We start from the raw sequence: 24,629 nt of genomic DNA, 5'->3' as shown, positions 1-24,629 counted from the left end.
GAAAATATCTTACACTGGTTTTATCTCAAGCAAGGTCAGTGTTATATGCTAAATATTATTCAATCAAACCGGATGGAAGCCCTGCAAGCGCAGTTCCACAAGCTGTTAAAAATAAACCCGTTGCAAAGCCCGTTCGACAAAGAAGTGGTGCTAGTGCAATCGCCGGGTATGTCGCAGTGGTTAAAAATAGGTTTGAGCGAAAACTTAGGGGTTGCGGCGCAGGTAGATTTTCCGCTGCCGTCGAGCTTTATTTGGCAGTTGTATCAGCAATTACTGCCAAATGTCCCTAAAGAGTCGGCATTTAATAAGCCCAACCTTGCTTGGAAGCTGTTCGCAATTTTACCAACCTGTATTGACGAGCCATTATATTTGCCGCTAAAAACTTATTTAGAGGGCGATATCGACGGGCAAAAAACCTTTGCGCTGTGCGAAAAAATAGCCGATGTGTACGACCAATATTTAATGTACCGACCGCACTGGATAGCCACATGGGATAGCGGCAAAGATGAACTTGATGATGTAGATGTAACCATTGCCCCATGGCAGCCTGACTTATGGCGACGCATTGTAAAGCTAAGCCAAGACCTTGGGCAAAGCCAATTTCATCGCGCTAATATGCAAGGGCAGTTACTAGCAGCACTTGAGACTATGGACAATAGCATACTGCCACAACGCATTAGCTTATTTGGTATATCGGCGATTGCCAGCTCCCAGCTAGAGGTGTTTGAAGCGCTGAGTAAAAAAACCGAGGTTATATTATTCTTTTTTAACCCGAGTGAGCATTACTGGGGCGATATTATAGATGAAAAAACAGCAGCTAAAATAAGCGCTAAATACGCCAAAATGCCGCTGGTGGAAGCACAACAAAAAAAACAAACCAATCCAGATGAAGAATACTACTTTATTGGTAATCCGTTGTTATCGTCGTGGGGTAAATTAGGTCGCGACTATTTTGAGCAACTCGTACAGTTAGATGCCCGTTGGATTGACGGTTTTATTGATGTGTTTGACGACACCTTACTAGGGCAAGTACAAAGCGAGATTTATCAGCTTGCGTTTAAAGGCGAATCGCTGAGCGATAACAAAGAGTGGTTTATAAACGACGAAGGTAAGTTACCAATCAGTGCAACCGACACCAGTATTACGCTAAGCGATTGCCATACACCGCTCAGAGAAGTTGAGCGCTTGCACGACTACTTACTTAACTTATTTAATCAAAACCCAACGCTTACCCCCAAAGATATAATTGTCATGATGCCCGATGTAGGCACTTACAGCCCTTACATTGAAGCCGTATTTGGCGGGGCACAAGGCAGCCGCTTTATTCCTTACGCATTGGCCGATTTAGCCATAGAGCAAGAAAAGCCTGTCCTTAGTTCATTTGCGAGTTTAGCTAACTTACCGTTTTCGCGCTTTGGTGTGTCGGATATTCTCGATTTATTACAAGTGACGCAAATAGCCGAAAAATTTGGGCTTGAAGCACACGAATACGAGCAAATTCAATACTGGCTTGAACGTGTAGGTGTTAAATGGGGTATAAACGCAGCGCATAAAAGCAGTTTTGATTTACCTGCTATCGATTTAAATACCTGGCAACACGGGCTCAACCGTTTACTGCTTGGCATTGCCATGCGCGACGAACAATGCCCGTTTAACGGTATTTACAGCGCTGATGAAGTAGAAGGCATGGCGCTTGATACACTCAATAAGCTCGTACACTTTATTGATGTACTGCAAAGCTTTAAAGAGCAGCTAACGCCGGATGACACGCTCACTAATAAAGCGCATATTTTAAGCGAGCTATTAAACGCCATATACGAAAGTGAAAGTGACGACAGCTGGGATTTATTAGTACTTCAAAACGTGCTCGAAGAGTTACAAAAGCACCACGACAACGGCGATTACAGCAAAGCGGTTTCGCAGCGTATTGTTAGTTACTTAGTTAAACAAGGCATTCAAGAAAAAGGCGTAGGGCAGCGGTTTTTGGTCGGGCAAGTAAATTTTTGTACGCTAATGCCCATGCGCGCCGTGCCATTTAAAGTGGTATGTATGCTGGGTTTAAACGATGCTGACTACCCGCGTAACGTACAGCCCATTGGTTTTGACTTAGTGCCTTATTCTAAAAAGCAAAAAGGTGACCGATCACGTAAATTAGATGACCGCTACTTATTTTTAGAAGCACTACTGAGTGCCCGCGACAACTTATACATGAGTTACATTGGTCGCTCGTGTTTTGATAACCAACCGCGCATGCCATCAACGCTTGTAAGTGAGCTTTTAGAGTATATTGGGCGTAGTTTTGTATTAAACGAAAAGAGTGAAAAAACACTGCCAGCATGTTTAATCAATCAGCAGCATTTACAGCCCTTTAATAGCCATTATTACTTAGCCGATGAGCAAGCCAATACTGTGCTGAGCAACCACAGTTACAATCCAATTTGGCTGCCAAGTGAGTCAATTAAACCAGAGCCAGTTATTGCACTTGATGTGACTGTGCCAGAGCAGCTAGATCTTGATGTGTTTATTAGAAGTGTGTGCAGTGCACAAGAGAGCTTTTATCAACAAACATTAGGCTTACGCCTGCCACAATTTAACGAAGTAGCAAAAGACGAAGAACCCTTTAGCCTAGATGCGCTGCGCCGTTATTTTTACCTTGATGAAATACTTAAAGCCAATATAAACGAGCGACCACTGAGTACCGAGCAAATACTGCAACGAGGTGAGTTACCTCAAGCCAATGTAGGCAGCCTCATATTTGAGAGTATGGAGCACCGAGTTGATGCGCTTGCAGGGCAAGTAAAAGAGCAGATTAAAGGCGGAAAAAGTGAGCCAATAGAAGTTGTGCTTACCATTGAAGGCACCAAAATAGAGGGCTGGCTCAATCATGTGTATTTGCAAAAACAAGTGTTTTACCGCAGTGCAAGTATTAAAGCGAAAGATTTAATTAAAGGCTTTATTTATCACCTCGCAGCGCAAAGTATGGATCAACAAGTAGAAACATTGTTACTTGGGCTCGATAAGCAAATTACCTTTGCGCCAATTAATAAAGCTGATGCCGATGCAATATTAGCCGATTGGTTTGAGTTATACAAAGCGCTGCGCGCAGAGCCTGTGCCGTTCTTTCCGGTAAGTGGTTATGAATACGTTAAAAGCGGCGGCGATATAACAAAAGCAATGAGCAAATTTAGCCCGCAATACATAGGGCGAGGCGAGGGCGAAAATCCGTATATTCGATTAACGGTGCAATCGCTAAACGACTGCCAAGAAGAATTTATAAAATGGAGTGATAAATTGCTCACGCCTTTATTTGAACACGCAAAGGAAAGTGACCATGCAAGCGCTTAATCCTCTTACTATGCCGCTCATTGGTCAAAGTTTAATAGAAGCCAGTGCGGGTACTGGTAAAACTTATACCATTACGGGGCTGTATTTACGTTACTTACTAGGTATGCAAATAGAAGGTGAGTTAAGTACGCCGCTCAGTGTTGAGCAAATTTTGGTTGTAACCTTTACCGACGCCGCCACCCAAGAAATTAAAGACCGCGTACGCAGCCGAATTATTGCTGCGCGCGACGCATTGCTTGGGCAAGACCCAAACGACGAACTCATTGAAGGCGTAATTGCCAAAATTGATGATAAGCACCGCGCGTTTGATTTGCTCGATGCAGCTGCTAAATCAATGGACGAAGCCGCTATTTTTACTATTCATGGCTTTTGTCAGCGGATGCTAAAACAACATGCGTTTGAGTCGGGAGTGGCGTTTAATCTCGAATTTATTTTAGATGAGCGCGACATACTGCTCGAAACCATTAAAGATTTTTGGCGTGCGTTTGTATACCCACTTAATAAAGAACGCACCGATGCTATTTTAGATGTATTTGCCGCACCAGAGTCTTTATTCGCTCAAGTGGCGAGCATTTTAAACAAAGCTAATGCGCACATTACGCCACAAATAAATTTAGATGATGTATGGAAAGCCCGTGACGAGTACATAACCCGTGTGCCTGCATTTAAAAAAGCGGTGTTAGAGCAAGAGTTTATCGGTGCTATTAAAAGCTCGGGTTTAAGCGGGTCTAAAACGCCAGCACGAAAAGGCAGCCTTGGTGCGCTTGAGGCATTTTGTTTAGGCGGCGATTTGTTTTTTGAATTTGGCACTAACAAGTATTCGTTTGAAGTGTGGAGTACAGAAAGCTTAAGCGATGTGAGCAATTATAAAAAAAATCAGCCATTATTTGTGCATCCATTACTGAGTCAGTTTGACGAGCTTGCCGCACTTAATAACACCATAAACCAAGGGCTCAAAATAGCAGTTGTACAACATGCAGCACGCTGGGTAAAAGCCGCAATAGTTAAGCGCAAGCAAGAGCAAAGCGTTATCACCCCAGATGACTTATTGACTAATTTACACAGTGCGCTTAATAACGAGCAAGGCGACGTACTAGCGCAAAAAATTGCGCAGTTGTTTCCGGTTGCCATGATTGATGAATTCCAAGATACCGATCCGATTCAGTACGGTATTTTTAGTAAAATTTATGGGCAACAAAATACCACGCTTGCCATGATAGGCGACCCCAAGCAGGCTATTTATGGCTTTAGGGGCGCGGATATTTTTACATATATTGGCGCAAAAGAAGCTGTACAGGCTGATCAGCAATTTACGCTGGGGACTAACTTTCGCTCAAGCACCGATATAGTAAATAGCGTTAATAGTTTATTTGGCAAACACGCTAACAGCTTTATTTATAACGACGCTATACCCTTTAACGCAGTAGCTGCTAAAGGTAAAAAAGCGGATGACTCTTTTTTAATTGATGGCAAACCCGCGACCGCATTCGAATTTAATGTATTTGTAGATGAAGCCGCCGATGAAAAAAACAAACCAACCAACAAAGGTGTAGGGCAAGCACATTTAGCCACTCACTTTGCTAATAAAATAGTGACCCTGCTTGAAAAAGCAAAACAAGGGGATGCGTGTATTGGCAGTAACCCTGTTAGCGCTGCCGATATTTGTATATTAGTGCGCGACCGTGTTGAAGCACAAATAATGAAAAAAGCACTAGGTGATGCCAAAATAGCCAGTGTGTATTTATCGCGCGAGAGCGTTTTTAGCCAAGAGCTTAGCCATCACCTACTTAACTTTTTAACAGCGCTGCATGGTCAATATGACGAGTCATTGCTGCGCGGTGTTTTAGCTGGCCCGTTATTTTGTTTAAGTTATAACGAAATACATGCACTCGCTGATGATGAAAATAAATGGCAAGAGCATTTAAACTTTTTTGCACAACTTAGCCACATTTGGAACAAGCAAGGCGCTATGGCAATGCTTGAGCGCTTAATGAGCCATAACCAGCTTAGCGCTAAATGGCAAGGGTTAGGATATAACGTTGAGCGTTGGCTGACGGACTTTAGGCACTTGGGCGAAATACTTCAGCAAAAACAAATAGAGCTTGAAGGCACGCTGCGTTTACTGCGATGGTTTGCACAAAAGGTAAGCCAACAAGACGGTGAAACAGTACAAGTACGCCTAGAAAGTGACGCCAATTTGGTTAAAATTGTCACTATGCATGCCTCAAAGGGGCTTGAATACCCACTGGTATTTATGCCGTTTGCCAGTGGCTATCGCGAAACAAAAGAAGCGCTTTATCATAATAATGGCAAGCTAGTTTACGATTTAAGTAAAGACGAAGATGCCCTTCAAAAAGCAGAACAAGAACGCCTAGCTGAAGATTTACGCCTGCTTTATGTAGCACTTACTCGCGCCGTACATTTTTGTGCGCTTGGTGTTTATAACATTGGGCAAGGACAAAGTAGCCGCTTGGCTATGCAAAGTAGTGCACTTGGGCATGTTTTATTTGCAGGGCTTGAACTTGCCAGTAGCCAAACATGGCGCTCGCATTTAAGTGAGTTTTGCGACGCTAACAGCGCGATGAGCTATCAGCAATTTACCTCACAAACATTATTAGAGCAGGGAACACTTTGTTTTAATAACAGTGAAAGTGCGCAGCAAACGTTAAGTGTTAATAAAGTAACGGCAAATATTGAGCGTAACTGGCGAGCAACCAGCTTTAGTGCGTTGAGCTTTAAAAAGCACAGCGACCAATTAGCACCAGGGCGAAGTGATGAAGATCACGAAAAAGACGAGTTTGCAGTGCAAGAGGACGAAATACCATCACCTTATAGTTTTCCTAAAGGGGCAAAGCCTGGTAGCTGTTTACACGAAATATTTGAACAAATAGATTTTACTAGCCCAATAGTTCATCCAACTAATACTGAGCAAAACTTATCTGAAGTAGTTAAGCGCAGCCTTGAAAAATACCACATAGGTGAGCAATGGCGAGAAGTGGCTGAAAAGTGGGTACTTGATGTTCTTGCGTGTCCCCTAGATAACAGCTCTTTAGAAAACAGCCTTCTTTCATTAGGTGTGCTCACACCCAATGATTGCCTAGTCGAAATGGAATTTAATTTACCTCTTGATAGTTTAAGTGCACCTAAGCTAAACGAAATGCTGGTTAAACATTTTGGCTTTACGCAAAGTAAGCTTGAATTTTCACAAGTAAAAGGCCTGTTAAAAGGCTTTGTCGATTTAATATTTTGCTACCAAGGTAAATATTATATTTTAGATTATAAGTCTAATTATTTAGGTAGCACGCCAGCTGATTACGAGAGCGACATGCTTGAGCAAGCGATGAGCAGTCATCAGTATCATTTACAGTATTTAATCTATACCGTAGCACTGCATCGTTTATTAAAGCAACGCATAGTTGATTACTCAATAGAAACCCATTTAGGCGGTGTGTATTATACTTTTTTACGTGGGATGCCGGCAGGGCAAGGCGTGTACTTTAAAAAGCTAACTGTAGAACAAGTGATTATTTTAGATGGCTTATTTAGCCAAGGAGCTATGCTATGAGCGATTTAAATGAACAACCTGGCTTGTTTGACGATATAGACGAGTCACTTAATAATGAAGCAGCAGAGCCTCTTACTTCAAAAAATGTAGCACAAGATGCCCCATTAGAGGACATTGTGTTAAATAATACGATTATCGAAGTCCCGTTACTTGAGTATTTATTAGCGCAAAATCGACTACGTGTAGTTGATGTTAAACTCGCAGAATTACTGTGTGCTAATAACAAAGAGCAAACACATAATGAGCTGTTTTATATTATTTTATTACTGTGCTTATCGCAGCAAAGTCAGCATAGCTGCCTAACTTTAAATGAGGTTGATTGGAGTAATCCTTTTAACTTGCGCAATAGTGACTTTAATAAACTCGATGGCAATGTGCCCAGTACGCTAAGCCCGTTTAGTGATGATTTTAATGTACACTCAGCGCTTAGTTATTTACAAAGCCATGAAAGCGTAGGCGAAAATAAACCACTACAACTGTTTAACGAGCGACTTTATTTTGCGCGCCTTGCCGATTATGAGCAAACACTTGCAGATAGATTACTAAGTATGAGCGAGCGAAAGCTCAATATTAACAACGAAATATTGGCTGAACTTTTAAATACCTATTTTCCTGCAGATTCTGCAATTGAAACTGATTGGCAAAAAGTGGCATGTGCGATTGCCGCCACCAAAGGCTTTAGCGTGATCACGGGTGGTCCTGGGACAGGTAAAACTACCACAGTGACTAAGTTACTGGCTATTTTACAGTCACTTTATAAAACCGCGCCGCTTAGCATTAAGCTGGTGGCACCGACTGGTAAAGCCGCTGCACGTTTAAGTGAGTCTATTTTGGGCGCTAAAAATAAGCTCACAACGATTCCTGATGATATAAAAACGCTGCTCCCGCAAAGCGCCCAAACTATTCATCGCTTATTGGGCGTAAAACCGTTTACTAATAAATTCAGACATAACAAAAGCAATCCGCTGCATTTAGATGTACTAATTATTGACGAAGCCAGTATGGTCGATTTATCGCTGATGGCTAAATTAATAGAAGCACTCCCTGCGCACGCGAGATTAATACTCCTAGGAGATAAAGATCAGCTTGCCTCGGTTGATACCGGCAGCGTAATGAGCGATTTATGCCAAGGTTTAATACTTGGGCAAACGCCAAGCTACTCGCAAGCACGTTGTGATGAGCTAAATAGCTTATGTTTTAATAATGAGCCTAAGCTCGTAGCGCAAAGCGTGAGTGAATTTAAACTCGCAGATTGCGTTGCCTTTTTACAGCACAGTTATCGATTTGATGCACAAAGCGGCATTGGTCAACTCGCACTTGCGGTAAACACCAACAACACCGGTATTTTAAATTATGTTGAGCAAGAAAGTACTGAAGGGCGTTTTAACGATGTGATTTTAGATTACGACTTTGTAGCAAAACCGATTGAAAAGCTTGTTAAAAGTGCAGCAAGTCATTATGCAAAGTATCTTAACTTAATTGCCCAAGGTGCAGATGTTGTACAGGTGCATGCTGCTTTTGCTAGTTATCAGCTTTTAGCTGCGGTACGAGAGGGCGATTACGGCGTGCATAGCTTAAATCAGCGAATAGAGCGCGTATTGCAACAGCAAGGTTTAATAACAGTTAGCCCTAATACTCATCATTATACAGGCATGCCCATTATGGTGAGCCAAAACGATTACCAGCTTAAGTTATTTAACGGCGATATTGGTATTTTAATGCCCGATGAAAGTAATCAGCTCAAAGCAATATTTATTGATGAGCAAGGTAATCAACGAGCATTTTCACCTGCACGACTCCCTGCACACGATAAAGTATACGTAATGACTATTCATAAATCACAAGGTTCAGAGTTTAGTTACACCGCTATGGTACTGCCACCGCTAAAACAAGCGCGCATGGGTATTAACAGGCAATTAGTGTATACGGGAATAACCCGTGCTAAAAATACCTTTGAGCTGGTGGCAGACAAAAAAGTACTGCAACTAGCAATGAATAAAAGCGTATCAAGAGCATCTGGTTTGTATGAAAGGTTACAATTTTAAGCTTAGTTTGAATTTTTTATTAATAATTTAGCTTCAAACTGCTTGTTATTTATCGCGTTATTATAAATGTCTTCTATACTAAAGTTAATTTTATATTGAATGTATTTGGGCGTGTTGATTTTTGGTGGCTGAATTTGCAGTAGTGTGTTTGGTTTTTAGGCAAGGCAGAGCCTATGTAGTGTGGTATTCCCCATAAATAGGCGATAACGTAGTATAAATACCAAACATACGCTGCCCTTTGGGTTCTTTCTAGGGACGATTAACTCTTTGTTGCCTACATGGATGTAGGTAAGGGGCGTGAGCAGGACGCGGAAGCTTTGCTCGGTTTTTACTTAGCCCACTAGGTTACAAACCTCGCGCCGTGATTTAATCGCCCCTAGATTGAACAAATTTCAATCCACAAAGGTCAACACGCCCTAGTAAGGATATTAATGTTTTTTTCTAAAAATAAGCAAAATGAAATAGCCTCTTTAAAAGCTGAACTCTATCCGTTACAACAAGTGTGGGAAGGACTTTACCGAGAGATGTTAGTACTGAACATTCTCTATGATGGCAGAATTTCGCACGCCAATGATAGGTTTTTAGAAAACTTAGGCTACAACGAAGACGATCTTACTAATAACTCTTTTGATGATTTTATTACTGAGTCATCTCGTCAATCTTCAGAATTTAAAAGCCTACAGCAAGCTATAAAAAAAGAAGGACATTGGGGCGGTGCATTACAAATTGCGCGCGGTGATGGTAAAGCTGAATGGTTACGTTTAATAGTACATCCTGTAAAAGGGGAGCAAGATCAGTTGCTCTATTTTTCTATATTCGGGAGTGTGCTTACAAAAACAATTACGGCTTCCCGCGAGCAAAGCGACACTATCAAAGCGATATATCGCTCTATGGCAGTAATTGAATTTGATTTAGAAGGCCATGTTTTAAAAGCAAATGAGCAGTTTTTATCAGTAATGGGTTATCAAGAAAGTGAATTAATAGGAAAACACCATCGCACATTTTGTGAAGCTTCAGAGTATAATTCCCAAGAGTATCAACAGTTTTGGGCTAAATTAAGAGAAGGACAGTTTATAGCGGAGCGCTTTAAGCGTGTTGATAAATACGGCAATGTTGTATGGTTAGAAGCGTCATATAACCCAATCTCAAATGACATGAATGAGCTTTATAAAGTAATGAAGTTTGCAACAGTTATTACAGAGCAAGTAAATCAAGAAATTGCGATATCTCAGGCTGCCGAAATTGCTTATAGCACCTCAACCCAAACTGATAAAAAAGCAGAGCAAGGCGCGAGCGTTATACAAGATACGGTTACAGTAATGACCGAGCTTGCTATTAACATGGAGCAAGCTGCAAGTGAAATTTCAGCGCTTGATCAGCAGTCGCAACAAATATCGAGTATTGTACAAAGTATTAGTAGTATTGCAGAGCAAACCAATTTATTAGCACTAAATGCCGCAATTGAAGCGGCTAGAGCTGGCGAGCAAGGCCGAGGCTTTGCTGTGGTTGCAGACGAGGTTCGATTACTTGCATCGCGCACATCAAAAGCAACAGAAGAAATAGTGGAAGTAGTACAGCGTAACCAATCACAAACCCAAAATACGGTGGCTGTAATAGAAAAAGGTAAAGAAAAAGCAGAGCAAGGTTTAGCACTATCTAAAGAGTCGGGTGATGTGATGCAGGAAATTCAGCAAGGCGCACAAGAAGTTGTAAATGCGATTGGGCAATTTACCAGTGAACTCAAAGCTAACGGCTAGATTAGTTACGTCCTCTCCTTATTCTAAAGCGGGCACCTTTACCGGTACCCGCTCAACCTAACCCCCCTCAATATTACTCTCGAAACACCCCTGATAATTTTAAATTTAACAACTATTCTTTATTAACCCATTAAATAACAAGTAATAAGTTTCTTCATTCCTATAAATGATAATAAATTGTTGCATTTTTGTTCTTTGTTCCTAATACTGATGAACGCCAAGGCTGACAAGCCCTAGTATGAATACCTTAAATGATAATAAAATATTACGCACACAACATTAAGGAATTGTATGAACAACACTAAGCGCACACACACATTAATTAAACCAAGTCACCTAATTGGTGCTGGGCTTGCTATGCTAATGAGCTTTTCTGCTGCGAGTAAAGACTACAAAATTATATTAATTCACGGGTTACAAACTTCGCAAATAACCAATAAGTCGGGTAGTGATGTAATTAATGACGGTGAAACATATTGGCAATCGTACTGGAATAATCGTGCAGATGAGCGAATTGATTGGCCTGCTTATGAGCGAATTGAAGATAAAATTGCTACCGATTGGGTGTGGCCAAAGTTAAAGCAAATTTCACGCTCTAATTTATGCAGTGATGGCTGTGTATTTGTAACACATTCAACAGGCGACTTAGTTGCACGCCATATTATTGATAACCAAGAAAACTGGTTAGAAAACGCAGGCTTACAGCCGCTTAATATTGTTGCGACGTTTGATTTAGCAGGCGCGGGTGGTGGAAGTGAGCTTGCAGATGTAGCAGTTAGTGCTTTAACTGGTGCATCATGGAACTTTGCGGTCGATGCAGCACTCAAATGGTGGCTAGGGAGCGATGTAACCGAAGCTTTTGGTGTATTACACGATTTAAAAGTGAATAATGCCCGTAAAATATCGCCATTTCCTGATGCACGTACACCTCGTTTACGCTTTGTGGCAGATGGTAATGCGTATTTAGGTTTAACAGGTGGATTTTTAAAAGGTAATGATGATTCGGTTGTAGCATCGCACTCTTCATGTGGTGCAAGTTCGGCTGGCTCGTTTGGAAGTTGTAGCAGCAGTATTGATACAGATGGCCATTTAAAATCGCAAGGTGATGCTGTTAGTAGCTTTATGCCAAATCATTATCCAATGATGATGAGTGACAGTTATAGCCATAACGAAATACATAACGCGCAGCGTAAAGGTAATGTCACAATAGCCATGAATAACGTAAATGTTGAAGGTAATAACGTAGGGTTTAATACGTTTGATAAAACTACAGGTAGTTGGTTTTGGAAAAAACAATATCGTTATATTAAGGATTCAAATAATTTAAGTGCATCAGCACTTATTTATAATGTGATTCCATAACATAGAAGGCGTGTAGTTATACCAATCTGCATAAATCTTTGATCAATTTAACGAATTAAATTCCACTATAACGTCGTTAAAAATTTTTTATTTACGACTGCATGGATGCAGGAGGTAGAGCAATGCAGGGAGCAATTGCCGAGAACAACTAGATACAAAAATTTTTGCCTAGTTCTAGCGTAATTTTCTTAACGTTAAATAAAGCAGGTTGGTATTAAAAACTATACGCCTTATAAAAGATTGAAATATAAAAATGAAAAAATTTTATGTCGTTGCTTTAATTATTAGCACTATTTTATTCTCGCTATGGTTGACTGGTAAAAATGATGCTCATAAAGTTGCTGAGCCAATAAAACCACAGATTAAACACAGCGCGAACGCACCTGACTTATCGCCTGTAAAAGTGATCCCTATAGATGTGCCTAAAGCTAAAAAACCACAATCAAAAAAGCAAATTGCGTTTAATGAAGACCTTACAAAAGCAGCGCAGCAAGTGGTGATGCAATACGAAAGTGCACTTAAGTTTCCTCCTTATTCCCAACCTTTAAGTACTTTAGATGAAGATCGATTAAAGCCAAATCAATTTTATCCTGTGTCGAGCCCCATAGGTGAAAGCGGCGATGCTTTAACGGTAAACCTCAAACAATATCGTTTTGTATACCCAGAAGAAATAACAATAAAGGTAAGCGCTCAAGGGCTTGGTAAAGTGGTCGTTGAACTTGCAAATACTGATACAAAGGAGGTATTAAATACCCATACGGGCAATGCGCGTGAAGGTGAGGCAATTATTACATTTAAAGAAGAAGAAGATTACCCTCGTAGTTTGCAAGTGTATGTGCAGGGCGATGTTGACGGTAAAAAAGTACCCGTAGTTGCGCAAATTCAATATATGCCGCCAAGTGCTACTTTAACAGGTTTTGAAACTGCTTATGCTCAAAATGAAAACATGGTTATGCCGGCTAATTTAACGGTGATAAAAAGTGGTTTGTATCGTGTTAGGGCGAATTTATATAGTGGCGATACACCACTTGCTCATTTAGTATCTAAGGAACGCTTAACACAAGGGAGCCAAACCGTAGACTTAAAAGCTCATTGGTCAGTACTACCTAAGGGCGTTACCGATATGCGCTTAAGTGACTTTATAATAGAAAGAATGTCGCCAAGCCCAGGTGAGCGTAACAGCTTTGGGAATAGTGAAATAAGCCATTTTGATATAAACGATTTCTCGTACGACAGTTTACAGCAGTTGCCGTATCAGACTAATGCACAAGAAAAGTTAAGTTTAGAGTTTTTACAAGGCCTAGCTGAGAGTTAAAAATAGAACGCAAGGCTGAATTGGTAAATTTAAGGGGGTTGTACATAAATACAACCCCCTTAAATTTGTTAGCCTAGATATGTTAGCTTAGATTTATAGTAACTACACTTGGCGCTTCTTGTTCATCAAGCTCATTAGTAACAGGCACTTTAGGAATGTCTGGCTTATCAAGAGCTATATCGCCACCATCAATGACTTCACCGGTTTGTAAGTTTTTAAAATCAAACAAATCAGCATCAGCTAAGTGTGAAGGCACGACGTTTTGCATTGCTGTAAAAATACTCTCAATACGACCTGGATGCTCAGCATCCCATTTAGCGAGCATTGCTTTTGTATGTTTACGCTGTAGGTTTTCTTGCGAACCACATAGGTTACACGGAATAATTGGATAACCTTGTGCAAATGCGTATTGGCTTATATCGCTTTCTTTACAGTATGCAAGTGGGCGAATAACCATGTGCTCGCCGTTATCACTCATTAATTTAGCCGGCATACTTTTTAGTTTTCCACCGTAAAACATATTTAAAAACAACGTTTCAATCATGTCGTCACGATGGTGGCCAAGGGCTATTTTAGTTGCGCCTAACTCATTTGCTGTGCGGTATAAAATACCACGACGCAGTCGTGAGCAAAGTGAACAGGTTGTTTTACCTTCAGGAATAATGTCAGTAACAATGCTGTAGGTATCTTCTTCTACAATTTTGTATTCTACATTTAATTTATCAAGATACTGGGGTAAAACGTGCTCAGGAAATCCTGGTTGTTTTTGATCTAGGTTTACAACAACGAGATCAAACTTTATAGGTGCTACACGTTTTAAATGTTGAAGCATTTCAAGCATTGTGTAGCTGTCTTTGCCACCTGATAAACACACCATTATACGGTCACCTTCTTCAATCATATTGAAGTCCATAACGGCTTGACCAGTTTGGCGACGTAAACGCTTTTGTAGCTTATTTAAGTTAAATTGAGCTTTAGCTTGATCTGAGTGTGACAATTACGCCCCCTAGTAAAACAATACAGCAAAGTTATTTGCTAAAAATAAAGGGGCGTATTATACCCAAACCACCTGAATATGCGAGTTTAGGATGTAATTAAACACGGTATTTTTAGCAAGTAATATCCAGTTTGTTACTAGCTAAATTTTTAATTAATCTAGTTTCTTTGCCATCGGGCTTACGTAACCATCGGGCTTAAGTGCTAGTACATCGCAGTCAAGGCTATCAATTACATGCTCTGCTGTATTACCTACTAAAGCGGCACTTAAGCCTCTACGACCAACGGTACCAATAACAACTAATTCGCTATTTAACCGCTTAGCTACATCAGGGATTACATCCTCTGGTAGGCCTTCTTCAATAAAACATTGCTCTTGGCTTAAATTAAACTCAGCAGCAAGTGCATTGGTTGATTCAATGTGGTGTTTTTTAACTGATTCGTTATAAAGTCCAGGGTTAAACTCAGGAATTTCGATTGCTATATTTATGGGCGTTGCAGGATAAGCATTAACTAAATTAAGTTTTGCGTTGGCAAGTTCACATAAAAATTGTGCGTCTTTAATTACCCGTTTATTAAGTGCTACATGTTCTTCGTTTTCACTAACCGCATTCACAGCAGCTAAAATATTACCGTTTTCTGGCCATGCCATTTCTTTAACAAACAACACCGGGGCAGGGCATTTTCGTACTAAATGCCAGTCGGTAGGGGTGAAAATAACGGATTTAAGTGCACCATGTTGATGTGTGCCTTTAATTACTAAATCGTACTTTTGATCAATTACAGTATCGATTATGGCTTCATAAGGACGGTTATGCCAAACCACTTGGGTGTCAATATTTATATCTTTGTAAGGTGAAACCAAATCGTTAAGCCATAGCTGGCGATCTTTTAGTACGGCATCACGCATTGCTTCGCGTTCATCGCCAGATAGCATCGTTGTCATTTCATAAGAGAAGTCGTAAACCGTCATAAAGGCGGTAATACTTGCGCCAGATTTTTTGGCTAGGTCTATTGAACGTGATAAACCGTGTTGATCGTCTTTGGTAGGGTCAATAACCGCAATTATGCGTTTAATAGTGTTCATATGCTACTCCATTTGCCTAACGGGTGTACAATTAGTGTAACGCAAATATAAAACAGTTAAAGGGGTAGCATATAAATTGTTGTTCTAAATCAAACTATTTAATTTAGCGAGGCCTAACGATTGCTGCCGTTTTAGCTAAGGCATCATTATCTAAGATTGTAATAAATTTACCTTCAACTTTAATTAAGTCGGCTTTTTGAAAACGACTTAATAAACGACTAATCGTTTCCACAGTTAGGCCTAAGTAGTTACCTATTTCACCACGCGTCATAGTAAATCTAAATTCTTTACGTGAAAAACCACGCTCGCCAAAACGCTCAGATAAGTTATAAATAAAACTAGCTAAGCGTTCTTCTGCTGATTTTTTATTAAGTAATAACAGCATTTCTTGATCGTATGTAATTTCGCTGCTCATCAAGCGCATTATTTGTTGACGAAGTTTTGGTAATTTACCAGCAAGTTCGTCAAGGGTATCGAATGGTATTTCGCACACCATTGACGTTTCGAGTGCTTGCGAAAAACTCTGGTGCGCCATTTTGCTTATCGCGTCAAAGCCTACTAAGTCACCCGCTAAATGAAACCCGGTTATTTGCTCATCACCTTGCTCTGATAATGTGTACGATTTAAATGAACCTGAACGTACTGCATAAATAGCTTGTAAAGGGGCGCCTGATTCAAATAAGTAGTCGCCTTTATGGAGTGGTTTTTTTCGCTCAATAATTTCGTCTAGCTTATCCATTTCTTGGCCATTGAGAGAAAATGGCAAGCACAATTGACTAATACTGCAGTTATTACAGCTAATAGCACAATTACCTTTAGCGCGACTTTGAGAGAAATCCATAATTTAATCCGTTTAAATTTTTATACACACGACTGCAAAATAACCATAAAAGGTTAATACTGCGAATAGGTTACTGTATCAGCTTGTCAGTTGCAATTATCAATAAGTAGATACCATACCAGATTATAACACTGCCCAATACAATTCGGGTCCAAGGGTGGTTAATAATACTATTTAGTTTTTGTGCGGTAACGCCTAACGTGATCATTGCGGGGAAAGTACCCAAAGCAAAACAAAGCATCACTAAAGCACCGTCTAGGGCACTTGGGCTAGTCATCGCCCATGTAAGTGCTGAGTAAACAAGTCCACATGGAAGCCATCCCCACAAAGCACCGTAACCTAGAGCTTTAAAAGGGGAGTTAATAGGCATTAAGTATTTATTTAGCTTAACAATGTGTTGCCACACTAAGGTTTTACCAATTTTTTCTAACCATTGCAACGTAGGACCCAGGCGCATTATATACACGCCGACTAGGAGCATAAAAATAGCTGCAATGAATGAAAGTGCTAAAGAAAAAGATGTGTTTTGCCTAGCAAATTGGCTGCTAATACCAGCAACAAGTGCACCTGCTGCCATGTAGCTCAGTGCACGCCCGGTATTATAGGCAAATGAATAGGTAAATGTTTTGCGTTTATCACTTGCCAGTTGTAATGAGCTTGCAATACCGCCGCACATGGCAATGCAATGACCGCTACCTATTAGCCCCATTAAAAATGCGCTGGTATAAAGAGGGTCAATCATTACTTTTGTTATGTTGCTCTTTGTCGTCTTCAAACAAAATACTATGACCTTGCTTATTTAAATCAGAAAACTGCTCACTTTTTACGGCCCAAAAGAAAACGCCTATAGCAATAATGACAAACAAAATGGCAATGGGGATCAAAATGTAAATTATGCTCATAACTTTAATAGCCTTAGTGAATTACTAATCACAATAATTGAGCTGGCAGACATGCCAATAACAGCCATCCACGGAGCGACTAAGCCCAGCGCTGCCAATGGTAATATGGACGCATTATACAATAAAGACAGCGCAAGGTTTTGCTTAATAATTCGTCTGGTTTGTTTTGCCACATTGAGTAAATGATCAATTGAAGCTAAATCGCTATTAAGGAGCACTACATCGGCGCTATTTTTTGATATGTCAGCACCGGTTTCCATAGCAATAGATAAATGTGCACTGGCAAATACAGGACTGTCATTTACGCCATCGCCCACCATTGCAACTACTTCGTTTTGTGACGCCCATTGTTCAACGGCTGTTTGTTTATCTTGTGGCGAACATCCAGATTGCACACTTCCAAGGTTGAGCTGTTTAGCTACTTTTTGCCCTGCATCTGATGCGTCACCAGTTAACATATGACACGTTAAATTTTGCGATTGAAGTGAGTCTATAAGCTTTTTAGCATCGTTTTTTACTTTATCAATAAAGTAAAAACGTGCAACAACCTGCTTATTTATATACAAGCTTGCTTGTGCATTTGATTTTTTGCTATCAAACCAACCACTTTTACCAATCGCATAATGATTGTTTGCATCTTGTGCGCTAATTCCCAGACCTGGATGCACTTCAACGTTATTAAGATTGTGGTGAGCGGGAGTAATTTCATCAAATGCGCTGGCGATAGGGTGCTCAGAATAACGCTCTAACATAGCTGCCATATCTAGCACTTGCGCTTTTGTATATTGCTTATCGAGTATATCTACTTCATCAAGGCTAAATTTACCTTGGGTGAGTGTGCCTGTTTTATCAAAGGCAAATAACGTAATTTGTGAGAGTGTTTCGAGCACATGCGCTTGTTTTATTAATACGCCTTTACGGGTCAATGTTGCAACCGCGCATGTAAGTGCGGTTGGTATGGCTAAACTCAGGGCACATGGGCAGGTAGCAACTAAAACCGAAATGGTGATCCAAAATGCGTGTTCAGGGTCAATTTGGTACCAGCCAATAGCTGTAAGTGAAGCAAATATAAGCAGGCACGCTATAAACCATTGCGCAACTTTATCTGTAATTTCAACCAGTTTAGGGCGTTTAGTTAATGCGTTGTGTTGCAAGCGGATAATTTGATTTAAAAGGGTATTTTGGCCAATTTTATTAATTTTTATTTCAATAACGCCGTCGTGGTTAACGCAACCGGCGTAGACATTGTGGCCGATAAATTTTGTAACGGGTTGGTGTTCGCCCGTCATCATTGATTCATCAACCGTAGTTTTACCCTTTATAAGCTCGCCGTCGGCAGGGATTGTTTCACCCGCTTTAATGAGTACTACGTCATTAAGTTTTAGTTTTTTGGCTGCAATTATAAGTTCTTCACCACTGTCGTTAATGGTGCGGGCTGTTAATGGCAATAATTTTTGTAAGTTAGCAGTAAATTCGCTCGCTTTTAAACGCGCTCTAAATTCAAGATACTTACCTAATAAAAGTAAAAAGGTAAACATGCATACAGATTCAAAATATACTTCGCCGACTTGCATAAATGTGGCGTAACAACTTGCGCCAAACGCACCAAAAATAGCCAGCGATACGGGTAAATCCATATTGAGCTGTTTTGCTTTTAAGCCATTTATGGCGTTGGTTAAAAAGGGCAGTGCGCTATATAAAATAACCGGAGAGGCAAGTACTAAGCTGATCCATCTAAAATACTGCTCAAAATTGCTGTCCATACCTGAAAACATGCCAAAGTACATGGCAAACGCAAACATCATAACTTGCATGGTCATTAAGCCTGCAACACCTAAGCGGCGAATATAGGCTTTGGCAGTTTGTTGCTTTTGTTGAGCTTCAATATCTGATTGAAATGGGTAGGCTTTATAACCAATTTTGGCTAAGGAAGTAATAATTTCACTCAATGGGGTGCTGGTTTTATCCCATTGGATCATCGCGCGGTTGGTGGAAGTATTTACATCAACCCGTTTTACAGTCTTTAAGTTTAAGAGTTGTTTTTCGATAAGCCACGCACACGCTGCGCAGGTTATACTTTCAACACTCAACAATACCTCTGAGATATTATCGTTAGTAGCTATAAATTCGTCTTGAATGTCTTCGTTGTCATAACTTTTTATAAATGCGAGTTGCTCAGGTACCAGTTGCTCAACTTTGCCTGCGCGAACAGTTCGGTATTTATAATAATCAGTCATACCTTGATCAACAATATTTTGCGCAACTGCTTGGCAGCCAATGCAACACATTGGCTGGGCTATATCGTCAATTATAACGTTTGCGCTAAATCCGTTTGGCACACTTTCAAGGCAATGAAAGCAAGAGTGAGACATAGTAATGATTACTTATAGTTAGGAGTAACTAAAACGGTTTCAGCCGTCGGTAGAACAATGTTTTCTTTTAGTTTCCAGCTGCCATCAATTGGCTCAATAAATACAGAATATGCACCTGGCGTATACTTATCAAGTAATGCAGTAAATTCTTGATTGGCATTAGGTGTAAGTGTGGCCTCAAAGTCATGCGCTTTAATAGTACGGTGGTAAAACGATAGTTTTAAAACATGCACGTTGCTACTGTCACCTTTTGTAAACTTAAAGCTTACACGCTCGTTGGTTACATTTAATTCGCCATGTAAGTAAAGTGCTTTTGCTTTTTCAAACTTAGTCAGTTCTAAGTTTATTGCTTTGCCTTTTTTGTAGTAGTCGTCAACAACCATATCTGGGCCGTTACCTATTGCCGTAATAAATAAGCTAATACAGCCAATAATGGCAACTAACGGAAAAAAGATTAAAAACCAAGGCCAAAAATTTTTATACCACGGAGTAGGTTGCATAGTGTCTCTAAAATTAGTTTAGGAAGCGTTATTTTATAGGAATTATACGTAAAAGACTAAAAAAAAGCCTCACACTGGAGGCTTTTTTGATCTGGATTAATCTATTGAATTAAATAAATTAATTTATAAACATTTTATTAACCGCGTGCTTATTTATCTTGCGATAAACTGTAAACATAAGCTGTTAATAAGTGAATTTTATCTTCACCTAAAATGTCTTTCCAAGCAGGCATTACACCGGCACGACCGTGGTTAAGTGTTTCTTCAACAGCACGTTGAGAGCCACCGTATAACCAAATGTTATCAGTCAGGTTAGGCGCGCCAAATGGTAGGTTATGTGCAACTGACCCTTTACCGTCAGCACCATGACATGCGGCGCACATAGCAAACTTAGCTTTACCTGCAGCTGCATCTTTTTGATTAACAGTACGACCAGAAAGGCTTAGCACGTGTGCTGTCATTTCTTTAACGCCTTGTTCACCTAATGCTGCGCCCCAAGGTGGCATAGCTGCTATACGACCATTAAGCAGAGTTTCTCTAATTTTGTCTGGTGTACCGCCATATAACCAATCTTTATCAGTTAGGTTAGGGAAGCCTGTTCCACCACGTGCATCAGAGCCGTGACATTGCGTACAGTTTTGTGAGAATAAACGCTGACCAATTTCGATGGCTAATTGACCATCTGTTTGTTCATGTTTGTCACCATTTTCAAGAGCAAATTGCTGCGCTGCGTCACCTTCAAACTTAGAATTAACTAAATCTAAAACCGGCACTTGTGCAAGTCGATTAAAAATAGGACCAAAGCGTTCTTGTGCAGCTTCGTACTCTTTATCAAGTTTTACAAAGCGACCTTCTTCTTTTGCTTTAATTATCGCTTCTTTAGATTCTGCTAAAGTAGTAATGCCTTGATTAGAACTAGTCCATTTACCTAAACCTTCCCAGTTACCTAAACCTGGGTAAGCTGCAAGGTAATATACTGACCAAATAAAAGTTGCGAAAAACATGTAAGTCCACCACTTTGGTAGTGGATTATTTAGCTCTTCAATGCCATCATATTCATGTCCGCAGCTTTCACCTTCAGGTACACCAGCGTAGTTTTTTAAATTCCACACGAGTAAACCAAACAAAATGAACAAACATGATAGGGTTAATACAATAACCCAAATACTCCAAAAGCTAGTCATTTCTCAGACTCCTTTTCCTCGTTAGAGAGTGTGTTGTTATGTTTTTTTTCATCTTCAAAAATGGCATTAGCAGCGCTGTCAAAACGATTTTTGCTACGTTTGCTATATGCCCATACAACAATCACAATAAACAATACTAAAATTACCAGAGTTAAAATGCCTCTGTATGTTCCGTAATCCATAATAGTTACTTCAAGTGGGTACCAAGTTGCTGTAAATACGCGATTAGAGCTTGCATCTCTGTTGCGCCTTCGCCGTTATTCATAGCGTTAACTTTTTCAACATCAGCTTTAAGTTCTTCGTCGCTGCCATAACCTAGGCCCGGGTGTTTTGGGTTTTCTGGGTTGATAGCAAAAGTATCACGGAAAATTTGTAGTTTTTTCAGAGTAAGGCTGGTATCAACCGTATTCTCTGCTAACCAAGGAAAGCCTGGCATGTTTGATTCAGGAACTACTGCACGTGGATCTACTAAGTGCGCATAGTGCCAATCGTCAGAGTAGCGCTTACCAACACGGGCTAAATCAGGACCAGTACGTTTAGAACCCCATAAAAATGGGTGATCCCATACCGACTCACCCGCTACAGAGTAATGACCGTAACGCTCAACTTCATCACGGAAAGGGCGGACCATTTGTGAATGACAGTTAGAACAGCCTTCACGCACGTAAAGGTCGCGGCCTTCCATTTCTAAAGCATTAAGAGGGCGTAAGCCTTCTACTGGTTTAGTTGTGTCGTCTTGGAACATTAGCGGAGTAATCTCAACTAATGCACCAAAGCTGATAGCGAAAACAGTCAGAATAGCCATAAGGCCAACGTTCTTTTCTACTATCTCATGTTTATTTTGTGAATTTTTATTGCTCATCATCTCACTCCGTTATGCTAATTGTGCTTGCGCGTCTAACTTCAGCGATTCTTTCTCAGCTGAAATTGTACGGAAAACGTTATAAGCCATAACTAACATGCCTGCTACGATGAATACACCGCCTACAAAACGCATGATGTAGAAAGGATGCGACGCTTCTAAAGACTGCACAAAGCTGTACATTAATGTACCGTCGGCATTTACTGCACGCCACATTAGACCTTGCATTACACCAGAGATCCACATTGCAACAATGTATAAAACAACGCCAACAGTGTGTAACCAAAAATGGGTGTTAACCAATTTAACGCTGTACATACGACCTTGTGCAAATAACGCAGGAATTAAGTGGTAAATAGCACCAATTGAGATCATAGCAACCCAACCTAGTGCACCTGAGTGTACGTGGCCGATTGTCCAATCTGTGTAGTGAGATAACGCATTTACAGATTTAATTGCCATCATAGGGCCTTCGAACGTAGACATACCGTAGAAAGACAATGAAACAACTAAGAAGCGTAGTACTGGATCAGTACGCAGTTTATGCCATGCGCCTGATAGGGTCATAATACCGTTAATCATACCACCCCAAGACGGTACGAATAGGATAATAGACATAACCATACCTAAACTTTGCGTCCAATCAGGAAGCGCAGTGTAGTGAAGGTGGTGAGGACCTGCCCAGATGTATAATGAAATTAATGCCCAAAAGTGAACTACCGATAAACGGTATGAGTAAACTGGGCGACCTGCTTGTTTTGGTACAAAGTAATACATCATACCTAAGAAACCAGCAGTTAATAGAAAACCTACAGCGTTATGACCGTACCACCACTGAACCATAGCATCTACCGCACCTGCGTAGATTGAGTATGATTTAGTTAACGACACAGGCACTGCCATGCTGTTTACAATGTGTAGTACTGCAACAGTAATAATAAAGCCAGCATAGAACCAGTTAGCAACATAAATGTGCGACACTTTACGCTTGATTAAAGTACCAAAGAATACAATAGCGTAAACAATCCAAACCACAGCGATTAAAATATCGATTGGCCATTCAAGTTCTGCGTATTCTTTTGAGCTAGTAATACCAAGTGGTAATGTAATTACTGCTAATACAATAACTAGCTGCCAGCCCCAAAATGAAAAGGCGGCGAGTTTGTCTGAGAAAAGACGCGTTTGACAAGTACGTTGTACGACGTAATAAGACGTCGCAAACAGTGCACTAGTACCAAATGCGAAAATTACTGCGTTCGTGTGTAACGGACGTAGTCGAGAGTAAGTTAACCATGGTGTATCAAAGTTAAGTGCTGGCCAAGCTAATTGGGCAGCAATCAGAACCCCAATACTCATGCCAACGATGCCCCAAATCACTGTCATAATAGCGAATTGGCGTACAACCTTATAGTTATACTCAGTTTGTGATGCTACTGTTTGGCTCATTTTCTGGCTTCCGCTGCAATAAATGCGTTTAGAAATGAATTACCCACCTTTAAAAGTGGGGCCTACTATTTTCCCCAAGCGTGTTATCTAAAACTTTCAATACATGAAAACTTCAGAAAAAAAACTTGAGAAACCCTTATTTTTTTGCGGGTGAAATGATAAATTTTTTGGCCTAAAAAAGATAGGTCAATTACATAAAATTATGACATCAATCAAACTTTGTGAGCTTGTTGTTTATTTTTTGATACAGTTTGTGCCTAATTTGGCCTAATAGTAACACTCGCACTTGTTATTTACAGTCACGATTATTAGTATTTGCTTTTCTTTAGTGCGAAATTGTTATGTTTATATATAGATTAAGTTTATTTACGGCGGTGTTTTTTTTATTAACAGCGTGTGATTTCTCTAAAAATACAGATGAAAAATTTCTTAAAAGCACTACATGTGTAGCTAATTTACCTTGCACTTTTTCAAATGGTGTTAAAGTATGGTTAAGCGAGAAAATCCTTTCCCCCGAAACCCCATTTACTATTTTTAGTGATTTACCAACAAACATTACAATTGAAGATGCCAAGCTAAAAGGTATTACTATGTACATGGGTTACATTCCTCAGCAGTTTAAAAAACATAATGATTTGTGGCAAAGTAATACTATGGTAGGTATTTGTTCTGAGCAAAATATGCTTTGGAATTTAGAATTAACCGTTAAAGATAATGCCACCTCTGTAATACAAACACACAATTACTCTTTTTACGTAACGTATTAAAGTTGCGACTACAAACTCTTGTATACAGCTTACATTTTTGATGTGAGTTCGTTTTCTTATACATACGATTATTTGAGTGACAAGATCAATAAAATTGCCTTTTTAGGTTTTGAAAAAGATAAAACTTCTAGAGTGAATGAGTGCCCTCAAAAAGTTCAACTTTAATTACAACTGAATAAAAAATCTAATCAAAAAATCTTCCCAAATGGCTAAATAAGACTGTTTAAGCACCAAGCATGCATAAATATGGTTATCAATTAACATTTAGTTTTACGGTTTTAAT

At 40.0% G+C, this 24,629-nt stretch carries 18 protein-coding genes; 7 read left to right on the top strand and 11 right to left on the bottom strand.

The genetic code is table 11. The annotated features are described in order from the left end of the window. Window positions 1-45: 45 nt before the first annotated feature. From recC to RB214_RS10025, 6 genes are all read left to right on the top strand, one after another. The gene (recC, locus tag RB214_RS10050; RefSeq protein ID WP_309166558.1) at window positions 46-3,345 is read left to right on the top strand and encodes an exodeoxyribonuclease V subunit gamma; all 3,300 of its coding nucleotides are present in this window, start codon (window positions 46-48) and stop codon (window positions 3,343-3,345) included. After that, window positions 3,332-6,910 carry an exodeoxyribonuclease V subunit beta gene (gene recB, locus RB214_RS10045; RefSeq protein WP_309166555.1) on the top strand — a complete coding sequence of 1,193 codons (3,579 nt, stop codon included), beginning with the start codon at window positions 3,332-3,334 and terminating at the stop codon, window positions 6,908-6,910. Before recC ends, recB begins: the two co-directional genes overlap by 14 nt. Beyond that, window positions 6,907-8,955 carry an exodeoxyribonuclease V subunit alpha gene (gene recD, locus RB214_RS10040; RefSeq protein WP_309166553.1) on the top strand — a complete coding sequence of 683 codons (2,049 nt, stop codon included), beginning with the start codon at window positions 6,907-6,909 and terminating at the stop codon, window positions 8,953-8,955. Before recB ends, recD begins: the two co-directional genes overlap by 4 nt. A gap of 431 nt (window positions 8,956-9,386) precedes the next feature. Continuing rightward, a complete protein-coding gene (locus RB214_RS10035; protein ID WP_309166551.1) occupies window positions 9,387-10,712 on the top strand; it encodes a PAS domain-containing methyl-accepting chemotaxis protein in 1,326 nt (441 codons plus the stop codon). A gap of 291 nt (window positions 10,713-11,003) precedes the next feature. Continuing rightward, entirely contained in the window at window positions 11,004-12,074 is a 1,071-nt protein-coding gene (locus RB214_RS10030; protein WP_309166550.1) for a hypothetical protein, read from the top strand. A 253-nt stretch (window positions 12,075-12,327) separates the two neighbouring features. Further along, complete coding sequence (locus RB214_RS10025) at window positions 12,328-13,389, top strand: hypothetical protein (protein ID WP_309166549.1); 1,062 nt, start codon at window positions 12,328-12,330, stop codon at window positions 13,387-13,389. A gap of 82 nt (window positions 13,390-13,471) precedes the next feature. On the opposite strand, the gene ttcA is transcribed toward RB214_RS10025, so the two are convergent. From ttcA to ccoN, 11 genes are all read right to left on the bottom strand, one after another. After that, window positions 13,472-14,386 (bottom strand): tRNA 2-thiocytidine(32) synthetase TtcA, encoded by a 915-nt coding sequence (gene ttcA, locus RB214_RS10020; protein ID WP_002963067.1) that lies wholly within the window; start codon window positions 14,384-14,386, stop codon window positions 13,472-13,474. 153 nt (window positions 14,387-14,539) lie between these two features. Continuing rightward, entirely contained in the window at window positions 14,540-15,472 is a 933-nt protein-coding gene (uspE, locus tag RB214_RS10015) for a universal stress protein UspE (RefSeq protein ID WP_309166548.1), read from the bottom strand. Between the two features lie 103 nt (window positions 15,473-15,575). Continuing rightward, the gene (locus tag RB214_RS10010) at window positions 15,576-16,313 is read right to left on the bottom strand and encodes an FNR family transcription factor (protein WP_309166547.1); all 738 of its coding nucleotides are present in this window, start codon (window positions 16,311-16,313) and stop codon (window positions 15,576-15,578) included. A gap of 70 nt (window positions 16,314-16,383) precedes the next feature. Beyond that, the gene (locus RB214_RS10005; RefSeq protein WP_039490095.1) at window positions 16,384-17,055 is read right to left on the bottom strand and encodes a sulfite exporter TauE/SafE family protein; all 672 of its coding nucleotides are present in this window, start codon (window positions 17,053-17,055) and stop codon (window positions 16,384-16,386) included. Beyond that, window positions 17,048-17,215, bottom strand: coding sequence for a cbb3-type cytochrome oxidase assembly protein CcoS (gene ccoS, locus RB214_RS10000; protein ID WP_002963071.1), 168 nt, complete (start codon window positions 17,213-17,215; stop codon window positions 17,048-17,050). The genes RB214_RS10005 and ccoS overlap by 8 nt, the downstream gene beginning before the upstream one ends. Then, complete coding sequence (locus RB214_RS09995) at window positions 17,212-19,587, bottom strand: heavy metal translocating P-type ATPase (RefSeq protein ID WP_309166529.1); 2,376 nt, start codon at window positions 19,585-19,587, stop codon at window positions 17,212-17,214. The genes ccoS and RB214_RS09995 overlap by 4 nt, the downstream gene beginning before the upstream one ends. Window positions 19,588-19,595: 8 nt before the next feature. Further along, window positions 19,596-20,087: a FixH family protein gene (locus tag RB214_RS09990; protein ID WP_002963075.1), complete on the bottom strand. Its 492-nt coding sequence runs from the start codon at window positions 20,085-20,087 to the stop codon at window positions 19,596-19,598. A gap of 149 nt (window positions 20,088-20,236) precedes the next feature. Continuing rightward, on the bottom strand, window positions 20,237-21,271 hold the full coding sequence (locus RB214_RS09985) for a c-type cytochrome (RefSeq protein WP_309166526.1): 1,035 nt from the start codon (window positions 21,269-21,271) through the stop codon (window positions 20,237-20,239). Beyond that, window positions 21,268-21,453 carry a CcoQ/FixQ family Cbb3-type cytochrome c oxidase assembly chaperone gene (locus tag RB214_RS09980; RefSeq protein ID WP_024597380.1) on the bottom strand — a complete coding sequence of 62 codons (186 nt, stop codon included), beginning with the start codon at window positions 21,451-21,453 and terminating at the stop codon, window positions 21,268-21,270. Before RB214_RS09980 ends, RB214_RS09985 begins: the two co-directional genes overlap by 4 nt. Window positions 21,454-21,458: 5 nt before the next feature. Next, entirely contained in the window at window positions 21,459-22,133 is a 675-nt protein-coding gene (gene ccoO, locus RB214_RS09975) for a cytochrome-c oxidase, cbb3-type subunit II (RefSeq protein WP_165743090.1), read from the bottom strand. Between the two features lie 12 nt (window positions 22,134-22,145). Further along, on the bottom strand, window positions 22,146-23,579 hold the full coding sequence (ccoN, locus tag RB214_RS09970) for a cytochrome-c oxidase, cbb3-type subunit I (protein ID WP_165743040.1): 1,434 nt from the start codon (window positions 23,577-23,579) through the stop codon (window positions 22,146-22,148). A gap of 341 nt (window positions 23,580-23,920) precedes the next feature. Here ccoN and RB214_RS09965 point away from each other — a divergent pair, with 341 nt between their 5' ends. Next, window positions 23,921-24,346, top strand: coding sequence for a hypothetical protein (locus RB214_RS09965; protein WP_309166521.1), 426 nt, complete (start codon window positions 23,921-23,923; stop codon window positions 24,344-24,346). The last annotated feature ends 283 nt before the right edge of the window (window positions 24,347-24,629 follow it).

It is taken from the genome of Pseudoalteromonas sp. HL-AS1, from assembly GCF_031198785.1.
GTDB classification, from domain to species: Bacteria; Pseudomonadota; Gammaproteobacteria; order Enterobacterales; family Alteromonadaceae; genus Pseudoalteromonas; species Pseudoalteromonas distincta.
The sequence above is the reverse complement of the archived record's forward strand: the minus strand, read 5'-3'. Positions and strand labels throughout refer to the sequence as shown.